Annotated in this window: 7 protein-coding genes; 4 read left to right on the forward strand and 3 right to left on the reverse strand. The window is 68.5% G+C overall.

The window, feature by feature from the left end; all coding sequences use genetic code 11:
* The first annotated feature begins 56 nt into the window (after window positions 1-56).
* The 4 genes from ACFWHU_RS01535 (at window position 57) to ACFWHU_RS01550 (ending at window position 6,805) form a co-directional block, all read left to right on the forward strand.
* Entirely contained in the window at window positions 57-1,739 is a 1,683-nt protein-coding gene (locus tag ACFWHU_RS01535) for a thiamine pyrophosphate-binding protein (protein WP_078074214.1), read from the forward strand.
* 11 nt (window positions 1,740-1,750) lie between these two features.
* Complete coding sequence (frc, locus tag ACFWHU_RS01540; protein WP_385798929.1) at window positions 1,751-3,022, forward strand: formyl-CoA transferase; 1,272 nt, start codon at window positions 1,751-1,753, stop codon at window positions 3,020-3,022.
* Window positions 3,023-3,069: 47 nt separating this feature from the next.
* The gene (locus ACFWHU_RS01545; protein ID WP_387223945.1) at window positions 3,070-5,169 is read left to right on the forward strand and encodes an acetate--CoA ligase family protein; all 2,100 of its coding nucleotides are present in this window, start codon (window positions 3,070-3,072) and stop codon (window positions 5,167-5,169) included.
* Between the two features lie 247 nt (window positions 5,170-5,416).
* Window positions 5,417-6,805, forward strand: a complete 1,389-nt coding sequence (locus ACFWHU_RS01550; protein ID WP_078074216.1) for an OFA family MFS transporter — start codon at window positions 5,417-5,419, stop codon at window positions 6,803-6,805.
* Window positions 6,806-6,871: 66 nt separating this feature from the next.
* Here ACFWHU_RS01550 and ACFWHU_RS01555 read toward each other — a convergent pair whose 3' ends face one another.
* From ACFWHU_RS01555 to eboE, 3 genes are read right to left on the reverse strand one after another with little or no spacing between them, the layout of a single operon-like run.
* Window positions 6,872-7,933: a sugar phosphate isomerase/epimerase family protein gene (locus ACFWHU_RS01555; RefSeq protein ID WP_387223131.1), complete on the reverse strand. Its 1,062-nt coding sequence runs from the start codon at window positions 7,931-7,933 to the stop codon at window positions 6,872-6,874.
* A gap of 17 nt (window positions 7,934-7,950) precedes the next feature.
* The gene (locus ACFWHU_RS01560; RefSeq protein WP_387223134.1) at window positions 7,951-9,372 is read right to left on the reverse strand and encodes an alkaline phosphatase family protein; all 1,422 of its coding nucleotides are present in this window, start codon (window positions 9,370-9,372) and stop codon (window positions 7,951-7,953) included.
* Window positions 9,369-10,538 (reverse strand): metabolite traffic protein EboE, encoded by a 1,170-nt coding sequence (gene eboE / locus ACFWHU_RS01565; protein ID WP_385804082.1) that lies wholly within the window; start codon window positions 10,536-10,538, stop codon window positions 9,369-9,371. Before eboE ends, ACFWHU_RS01560 begins: the two co-directional genes overlap by 4 nt.

The following is a 10,538-nucleotide window of genomic DNA, read 5'->3' on the forward strand; positions in this document are numbered from 1 at the left end:
TCGGGAGCACCCCCAAGAGCCCCCCGACCTCCCCTACGAAGGGACAGGACAACCTCATGCCCGACGACAGCCAGGAACTCATCTCCGGTGGTCATCTGGTCGCCAAGGCACTCAAGGCAGAAGGTGTCGAGGTCATCTACACCCTCTGCGGCGGCCACATCATCGACATCTACGACGGCTGCGTCGACGAGGGCATCGAAGTCGTCGACGTACGCCACGAGCAGGTCGCCGCCCACGCCGCCGACGGTTACGCGCGCATCACCGGCAAGCCCGGCTGCGCCGTCGTCACCGCCGGACCGGGCACGACCGATGCCGTCACCGGTGTCGCCAACGCGTTCCGTGCCGAGTCACCCATGCTGCTCATCGGCGGCCAGGGCGCGCTCACCCAGCACAAGATGGGTTCGCTCCAGGACCTGCCGCACGTGGACATGATGACGCCGATCACCAAGTTCGCGGCGACCGTCCCCGACACGGCCCGCGCGGCCGACATGGTCTCCATGGCTTTCCGTGAGTGCTACAACGGCGCTCCCGGCCCGTCCTTCCTGGAGATTCCGCGCGATGTCCTCGACGCGAAGGTCCCGGCCGACAAAGCACGCGTACCCAAGGCCGGCCAGTACCGGGCCTCGACCCGTTCGCCCGGTGACCCCGCGGCCATCGAGAAGCTCGCCGATCTGCTGGTCCACGCCGAGAAGCCGGCGATCCTGCTCGGCAGCCAGGTATGGACGACGCGGGCCACGGACGACGCCATCGAGCTCGTACGGACGCTGAACGTACCCGCCTACATGAACGGCGCGGGGCGAGGCACACTGCCGCCCGGCGACCCGCACCACTTCCAGCTCTCCCGGCGCTACGCCTTCACCAACGCCGACCTCATCATCATCGTCGGCACCCCCTTCGACTTCCGGATGGGATACGGCAAGCGCCTCTCGCCGGACGCCACGGTCGTCCAGATCGACCTCGACTACCGGACGGTCGGCAAGAACCGCGACATCGACCTCGGCATCGTCGGCGACGCCGGCCTCGTCCTGAAGTCGGTCACCGAGGCGGCGAGCGGCCGGATCAACGGCGGCTCCGTCAAGCGCAAGGCATGGCTGGAGGAGCTGCGGGCCGCCGAGCAGACCGCGATCGAGAAGCGGCTGCCGAACCTGCGCAAGGACAGCTCGCCGATCCACCCCTACCGCCTGGTCAGCGAGATCAACGACTTCCTCACCGAGGACTCGATCTACATCGGCGACGGCGGCGACATCGTCACCTTCTCCGGCCAGGTCGTACAGCCCAAGTCGCCGGGCCACTGGATGGACCCGGGCCCGCTCGGCACGCTCGGCGTCGGCGTCCCCTTCGTCCTCGCGGCGAAGAAGGCACGGCCCGACAAGGAGGTCGTCGCGCTCTTCGGCGACGGCGCCTTCTCCCTGACCGGCTGGGACTTCGAGACGCTGGTGCGCTACAACCTGCCGTTCGTCGGGATCATCGGCAACAACTCGTCGATGAACCAGATCCGTTACGGCCAGAAGGCCAAGTACGGCGACGAGCGCGAGCGGATCGGCAACACCCTCGGCGACGTCCACTACGACAAGTTCGCCCAGATGCTGGGCGGTTACGGCGAAGAGGTCCGCGACCCGGCCGACATCGCGCCCGCGCTCCAGCGGGCCCGTGAGTCCGGACTGCCCTCGCTGATCAACGTCTGGGTCGACCCCGACGCGTACGCCCCCGGAACCATGAACCAGACCATGTACAAGTAAGGGAGGCCATGATGACCCAGGCTCCAGTAGCCCCGGAGAACTCCCCCGACACGAACCCCCAGGCACTGAGCGGTGTCCGTGTCCTCGACATGACGCACGTGCAGTCCGGCCCCTCGGCCACCCAGATCCTCGCCTGGCTCGGCGCGGACGTGGTGAAGGTGGAGGCGCCGACGGGAGACATCACCCGTAAGCAGCTGCGCGACATCCCCGATGTCGACTCGCTGTACTTCACGATGCTCAACTGCAACAAGCGCAGCGTCACCCTCAACACCAAGACCGAGCGCGGCAAGGAGATCCTCACCGAACTCATCCGCCGCTCCGACGTGATGGTCGAGAACTTCGGCCCCGGCGCGGTCGACCGGATGGGCTTCACCTGGGACAAGATCCAGGAGATCAACCCGAAGATTGTGTACGCCTCGATCAAGGGCTTCGGCGAGGGTCCGTACACCAACTTCAAGGCGTACGAGGTCGTCGCGCAGGCCATGGGCGGCTCGATGTCGACCACCGGCTTCGAGGACGGGCCGCCGCTGGCCACGGGCTCGCAGATCGGCGACTCGGGCACCGGCATGCACGCGGTGGCCGCCATCCTGGCCGCGCTCTACCAGCGGACCGCCACCGGGCGCGGGCAGCGCGTGAACGTCGCGATGCAGCACGCCGTGCTCAACCTCTGCCGGGTCAAGCTCCGCGACCAGCAGCGCCTGGCGCACGGCCCGTTGGCCGAGTACCCGAACGAGGACTTCGGCGACGAGGTCCCGCGCTCGGGCAACGCCAGCGGCGGCGGTCAGCCGGGCTGGGCGGTCAAGTGCTCGCCGGGCGGCCCCAACGACTACGTGTACGTGATCGTGCAGCCGGTCGGCTGGAAGCCCGTCAGCGAGCTGATCGGCCGGCCCGAACTGGCCGAGGACCCCGAGTGGGCGACCCCCGAGGCCCGGCTCACCAAGCTGGGCAAGATGTTCCAGCTCATCGAGGAGTGGTCCTCGACGCTTCCCAAGTGGGAGGTGCTGGAGAAGCTCAACGCCCACAACATCCCGTGCGGCCCGATCCTCTCCACCAAGGAGATCATCGAGGACGCCTCGCTCGCGGCCAACGACATGGTCGTCGAGGTCGCGCATCCGCAGCGCGGGACCTTCACCACGGTCGGGAGCCCGCTGAAGCTCTCCGACTCCCCCGTCCACATCACCTCATCCCCGCTGCTCGGTGAGCACAACGCGGAGGTGTACGTCGGCGAGCTGGGTCTCGGCGACGAGGAACTGCGCCTGTTGAAGACGAACGGAGTCATCTAGTGGCGGACAGCACTGAGTTCACGCCCGACAAGGATGCGGTCGGAGCGATCATCGAGGCCGCCCTGGCACAGGGGCGTACCTCACTCACCGCCCCCGAGGGCAAGGCCGTCACGGACGCCTACGGCATCCCGACACCGGGTGAGGCGCTCGCGGAGTCGGCCGACGACGCCGTGGCCGTGGCGGCGCGGCTCGGGTTCCCGGTGGCGATGAAGATCGTCTCGCCTCAGATCCTGCACAAGACGGACGCCGGTGGTGTGCAGATCGGCGTCGGTTCGGCGGCCGAGGTGCGCTCCGCGTTCACCACGATCGTCTCCAACGCGCGCAAGTACGACCCGAAGGCACGGATCCTCGGTGTCCAGGTGCAGCAGATGGTGCCCGCGGGGACCGAGATCCTGATCGGCACGGTCACCGACCCCACCTTCGGCAAGGTCGTGGCCTTCGGTCTCGGCGGTGTCCTGGTGGAGGTGCTGAAGGACGTCACCTTCCGGCTGGCACCGGCCACCAAGGACGACGCACTGTCGATGCTGGACGGCATCCGGGCCGCGGAGATCCTGCGCGGGGTACGGGGCGGCGCGGCGGTCGACAGGGACGCGCTGGCCGATCTCGTGGTGCGGGTCTCGCAGTTGGCCGCCGACTTCCCCGGTATCGCGGAGGTGGACCTCAACCCGGTCTTCGCGTCGGCGAGCGGGGTCATGGCGGCGGACGTACGGATCCTGCTGACCGACGAGGTGCCCGTCGCACGGCGTCGTTACTCGCGCGAGGAGATCCTGATCTCCATGCGCCGGCTCATGGAGCCGCGTTCGGTGGCGGTGATCGGTGCCTCCAACGAGGACGGCAAGATCGGTAATTCGGTCATGCGGAACCTCATCGACGGAGGTTTCGCGGGCGAGATCTATCCGGTGAACCCCAAAGCCGATGACATACTCGGCCGTAAGGCGTACAAGAGCGTGATGGATGTTCCTGGTGAGCCTGACGTGGCGATATTCGCGATTCCCGCGAAGTTCGTCGCCGGTGCGCTGGGCGAGGTGGGACGCAAGAACATCCCCAACGCCGTGCTGATCCCCTCCGGTTTCGCGGAGACCGGTGAGCACGAACTCCAGCAGGAGATCGTGACGATCGCCGAGGAGAACGGGATCCGGCTGCTCGGGCCGAACATCTACGGCTACTACTCCACCTGGCAGGACCTCTGCGCCACCTTCTGCACCCCGTACGACGTCAAGGGCGGCGTGGCACTGACCTCGCAGTCCGGCGGCATCGGGATGGCGATCCTCGGCTTCGCGAGGACCACCAGGACGGGTGTGTCGGCGATCGTCGGGCTCGGCAACAAGTCGGACCTCGACGAGGACGACCTGCTGACGTGGTTCGGTGAGGACGACAACACCGACTGCATCGCGATGCACCTGGAGGATCTGAAGGACGGCCGCGCCTTCGTGGAGGCGGCGCGCGCGACCGTCCCCAAGAAGCCGGTGGTGGTCCTCAAGGCCGGCCGAACGGCGGCCGGCGCGAAGGCGGCGGGCTCGCACACGGGTGCCCTCGCGGGCGACGACGCGGTGTACGAGGACATCCTGCGGCAGTCCGGTGTCATCAGGGCGCCGGGGCTGAGCGACATGCTGGAGTACGCGCGCGGGCTGCCCGTACTCCCCACCCCCAAGGGCGACAACGTCGTGATCATCACGGGCGCCGGCGGATCGGGTGTGCTGCTGTCGGACGCGATCGTCGACAACGGCCTGTCGCTGATGGAGATCCCGCCGGACCTGGACGAGGCGTTCCGCGCCTTCATCCCGCCCTTCGGGGCGGCGGGCAACCCGGTGGACATCACCGGCGGCGAACCGCCGTCGACCTACGAGGCCACGATCCGGCTCGGGTTGGAGGATCCCCGGATCCACTCCCTCGTCCTGGGCTACTGGCACACGATCGTCACCCCGCCGATGGTCTTCGCCGAGCTGACGGCGCGGGTGGTGGCGGAGTTCCGCGAACGCGGCATCGAGAAGCCGGTGGTGGCGTCGCTCGCGGGCGACGTCGAGGTGGAGGCCGCGTGCCAGTACCTCTACGAACGGGGCGTCGTGGCGTACCCGTACACCACGGAGAAGCCGGTCGAGGTGCTCGGAGCGAAGTACCGCTGGGCGCGGGCGGCGGGGCTGCTGTGACGAACGGACGGCGGCCGAACACCGGCCGGGGGTCCGGGGGTTGCTCCCCGGGGCGACACCGGCCGCTGGGCGCGGGCGGCGGGGCTGCTGTGAGAGCCGAGCCGACGACGAGGCTGTGGGGAGGCACCGGATGACCTGACGGTGCGACCCAGGGGGCCTGTGGATTCCGCTCATCGCAGGCCCCCCGCACGAAGAGAACGGACAGGGGGCGCTGGCCTGACTTCTTCGACGCAAGGGGTTCGATCGAATGACAACGACAAACATCTCCGCACCCGTCCCCTACAGGGAGGTGACGGACGCTAACGGGCGCATGTACCGGCTCGGCGAGTCCGATGTCGACATCATGGGGCGCAAGCGCAAGTGGATGGTCATCCTGCCCTGGGTCGGCATGATGGGTATCAGCTCGGCGGAGTACGCGTTCGCTTCCGCCGAGGACACGCTGCACATCGCACACAGCTGGAACAGTGCGCACATCTTCTGGATGCTCGGTATCTGGGTGCTCTTCCAGGGCGGCGTGGCCTTCCCCGCGGGCAAGCTGCGTGAGTCCGGCAAACTCCCCGCTCGCTGGGCGATGATGCTCGGCGCGCTCGGCACCCTGCTCGGCTACGTGTCCCTCGCGTACGCGCCGCACGTGATCGTGGCGTACATCGGGTTCGGCATGTTCAGCGGTGCGGGCGCCGGCATGGTCTACGCGACCTGCGTCAACATGGTCGGCAAGTGGTATCCGGAGCGCAAGGGAGGCAAGACCGGCTTCGTCAACGGCGGTTTCGCCTACGGTTCGGTGCCGTTCGTCTTCCTGTTCACCGGCTACATGGACGTGACGAACTTCAAGTGGGTGCTCGTCTCGGTCGGTCTGTTCCTGGCCGGCGTGGTCGCCGTCGCCGGTTACTTCTTCAAGGACCCGCCGAACAACTGGTGGCCCGAGGAGGTCGACCCGCTGCGCACGCCGGACGACCCGCGCGCACGGCGTGCCCTGAAGATGAACCCGCCGGCGGTGAAGCAGTACACCCCCAAGGAGGCGTGGCAGACACGAGTCGTCCCCGTCATGTGGTTCTGCCTGCTGTGCACCTCGGGCGTGAACATCTTCGGTATCGCCTTCCAGGTGCCGTTCGGTGACGAGGCCGGCTTCACGGGCGGCATCGTGGCGACCGCGATGTCACTGAAGGCCATCGTGAACGGCACCGGCCGCGGTGTCATCGGCTGGCTCTCGGACCGTTACGGACGCAAGCGGTGCCTGATCTTCGTCTGTATCGTCCTGGGCCTTTCGCAGTACGGCATCCTGTGGTCCGGCAACATCGAGAACCTGCCGCTGTTCCTCGTGTTCTCCAGCATCTCCGGCTTCGGCGGCGGCGCGATCTTCCCGATGTTCGCGGCCATGACCGCGGACTACTTCGGTGAGAACAACAACGCCTCCAACTACGGCATGGTCTACAGCTCCAAGCTCGTGTCGGGTCTGCTCGGCTCCGGTATGGGCGCCGTCGTGGTCGGCGCGTGGGGCTACAGCGGTGCCTTCGTGCTCGCCGGTTCCATCTCGCTGTTCGCCGGTTTCGTGGCACTCTTCCTGCATCAGCCCGGACGGCCCAAGGGCGGCCTGATCAAGGCCAACCCGGCGCCCATCAGCCGCGACGGGGAATGATTCCGCAATACCTGTGGCCCCGGGCCGTTTCGCTGTTCTTTCAGGGGTTCTCCTCGGGCGCCGGGATCAGTGGCGTCGCTCCCGCAGCGAGTGCAGGTGGTCCGCCGACTTCTCCGCGAACAGGAGCGAGTCGACCGGGTTGTCGTGCTCGGCCTGCCAGTGGTGGTCCTTGCGGCCGTTGTGGGTCTTGTTCACGGCCGAGATGAACTTCTTGTAGTCGATGTCACCGTCACCGACGTCGACCATGTCGTAGCCGTCGCGCGCCTCCTCGTTCTTCACGCCGTCCTTGACGTGGAAGAGCGGGTAACGGTTGGGCTGCTTGAGCACGTAGCTCAGCGGGTCGAAGGGCGCGGGCTTGCCGTCGCCGGTCTGGCTGAAGCGGTGCTTGGCGGCGAACGCCCAGTAGATGTCCATCTCCAGATAGACCAGCTTGGGGTCGGTCTCCGCGAGCAGGACGTCGTAGAGGCGGACGCCGGGCTGGTCGCTGGCGAAGGAGAACTCCTCGGCGTGGTTGTGCTGGTAGAACTTCATGCCGCGCTTGCGGGCGGCGGCGCCGTAGGTGTTGAAGTCCTCGGCGGCCCGCTTCCAGGCGTCGACGGTGTCGCCGTGGCGCCAGGGGCCCGACGCGGTGCCGATGTGGTCGAGGCCGAGCGCCTGGGCGTCGTCCAGCACCTTCTCCAGGTTCTGGGCGAAGCTGTACGCGTCGGGGTTGTTGTCGTCGGCGTAGTTGACGTGGCTGCCGATCGGACGCAGACCGTGGTTCCTGGCCAGCTTGCGGAGCTGGGGAATGGTGATGGCCCCGGCGTTGCCCTGGCTGTAGCCCGCGTACTCGATCTCGTCGTAGCCGAAGCGCTCCAGCTCCGCGAAGACCTTGGCGAAGCCGAGCGAGTTGATCTTGTCACGCAGCGAGTAGAGCTGGATGCCGAGGTGGCCCGGAGTGAGGACGGGCTGGCCCTTGCCGTGGCCGTGACCGTGTCCGTGACCGCGCCCCCTGTCGCCCGCGGCGGCCGGGGTGGCGGCCGAGAGACCGAGAATGGCGGCGGCACCGGTGCCCGCGGCCACACCCAGCATGTTGCGGCGGCTGAGCTTGGCTGCGAGCTCCGGGTCGACTGACTTCTTGCGGCTCATGCGTGGAACTCCTTAGATCAGTGCAGTCCTGCGAGATTGAGGAGCAGGGATTTCACGTCGGTGGCCTCGGTGCGGCCGGTGACGGCTTCGGGGGTGGAGCAGAGGATGAGCGGACCTTCGTCGTCGCTCAACGGAAGGCGGCCGTGGCTGCCGCGGATCGGTGAGGGGTCCAGGGGGACGACGGCGAGCCGGTAGCGCATGCCGAGCTTCTTGCGGGCGATGGCCTTGGCCGCCTTGACCTTCACGTACGGGTCGAGGGGGTCCATGAACAGCTCGACGGGGTCGTAACCGGGCTTCCGGTGGATCTCGACGAGCTGCGCGAAGTCGGGCGCCTTGGCGTCGTCGAGCCAGTAGTAGTACGTGAACCAGGCGTCGGGTTCGGCGACGGCGACCAGTTCGCCGGAGCGCGGGTGGTCCAGGCCGTAGTTCTTCTTGCCCTGCTCGTCGAGGATCTCCTCGATGCCCTTGAGGTCCTTCAGTGCCTCGCGGGTCGCCGCCAGGTCCTCGGGGCGGCGCACGTAGATGTGCGAGATCTGGTGGTCGGAGACGGCGAAGGCGCGCGACGCCATCGGGTCCAGATACTCCATGCCGTCCTGGGTGTGGACCTCGAGAAGCCCGGCGCGGCGCAGGGCCCGGTTGATGTCGACGGGCCGGGAGACGTTGGTGATGCCGTACTCGGACAGCGCGACGACGGTACGGCCTTCGGCGCGCGCGTCGTCCAGCAGCGGACCCACCGCCGCGTCGAGGTCGCGTGCCGCCTGGTGGGAGCGGGGGTCGTCGGGGCCGTAGCGCTGGAGGTCGTAGTCCAGGTGCGGGAGGTAGCACAGCGCCAGGTCGGGGCGGCGGGTGTCGATGATGTGCCGGGTGGCGTCGATGATCCACTGCGAGGAGACGAGGTCGGCGCCGGGGCCCCAGAAGTGGAAGAGGGGGAACGTGCCGAGCTTGTCGTGCAGTTCGTCGTGCAGGGCCGGCGGCCGGGTGTAGCAGTCGGGTTCCTTGCGGCCGTCGGCGTAGTACACGGGGCGGGGTGTGACCGTGTAGTCGGTGTCGGCGCCCATCGCGTACCACCAGCAGATGTTGGCGACGGTGTAGCCGGGGTGGGCGCGGCGGGCGGCGTCCCAGAGCTTGTCGCCGGAGACCAGTCCGTTGTGCTGGCGCCACAGGAGCACGTCGCCCAGCTCGCGGAAGTACCAGCCGTTGCCGACGATGCCGTGTTCGGACGGCAGGGTGCCGGTGAGGAAGGTGGACTGGGCGCTACAGGTGACGGCGGGCAGCACGGTGGTCAGCGGGCCGTGTGAACCCGCGGCGGCCAGCTTCTTGAGATTGGGCATGTACGCGAGGAGCTGGGGCGTGAGTCCGACCACGTCCAGGACCAGCAGGGGCGTGGGTCCCTTCGCGGCCGGCTCGGCGGACGGCTCGGGCGTGGGGTCGGCGGTCATGGCAGCTCCTTGAGACCCAGGTCGACCAGGAGGTCGCGGGCCAGCGTGAGTTCGGCGGCGATGCCCTCGGCGAGCCGACCGCGTGAGCGGGGACGCAGCTCGGGCGGGAGCGCCTGCCAGGTGTACGTCTCGACCTCCAGGTGGCGGGTCAGCGGTTCGGGGCCGCCGACGAGCAGGGCGAGGGTGTCCTGGAGTACGGGGAGGGTCGAGGTCAGGGGCGGGGCGGGCGGTGCGTGCAGCGGGACGTGGAAGTGCGAGCGCCAGGGGGCGCCGTCGGGCAGCGCCTCACCGGCCAGGGCCTCTTCGAGGTCGTCGGTGCCGCGCAGACCGGCCGCCGTGCGGGTGCGGGTCTGGTGCAGGAAGCGCGGTTCGGCGAAGGCGGCCAACGCGTCGCGCACCTCGGGGAGATGGGGGTGTTCGGCGTGCAGAGCGGCGGAGAGCTGGGCCTTGGGGATGGTGACGCCGGCCTCGGCGAGGGCGCCCAGCGCGGTCGCCGGGTCCTCGAAGGAGGTGGCGAGGTGACAGGTGTCGACGCAGATGCCGATGCGGGCACTGGCGACGTCGGTGAGCGGTCCGATCGCGTCGGCGGTGGTCTCGACGGTGCAGCCGGGCTCGGGCTCCAGCGCGATCCGGATGGATTTACCGGTCAGCTCCTCCAGCGCGTCGAGCCGTTCGGCGAGGGTGGTGAGCGCGGCGTGCGCGGTGCGGGCCGCGGCGTCGTCGAAGTCGGTGCGCCAGGCGAGGGGCAGCGTCGAGACGGAGCCCTCGGTGACGTCGTCGGGCAGCAGCGAGGCGAGGAGGCGGGCGAGGTCGGTGGTGTGGGCCAGGCGCTCGGGGTCGGCCCAGTCCGGCTTGTACACGCGGTACTTGACCTCTTCGGCGCCGAAGCCTTCGTAAGGGAAGCCGTTGAGGGTGACGACCTCCAGCCCCCGCCGCTCCAACTCACTTTTCAGACCTCGCAGTTGGGCGGGGTCGTTGATGAGGGAGCGGGCCGCGCCCTTGGCGAGCCACAGACCTATGCCGAGGCGGTCGCGGCCGAGGCGTCTGCGTACCGGCTCGCAGTGGTCGCGCAGTTGGGCCAGTACGCCTTCGAGGTTCTCGGCGGGGTGGACATTGGTGCAGTACGAGAGATGGACGGTGGACCCGTCTGGGTGGCGGAAGCGCAT

Origin of the sequence: Streptomyces sp. NPDC060366, assembly GCF_042725135.1 — a bacterium.
In the GTDB taxonomy this organism is placed as follows: Bacteria; Actinomycetota; Actinomycetes; order Streptomycetales; family Streptomycetaceae; genus Streptomyces.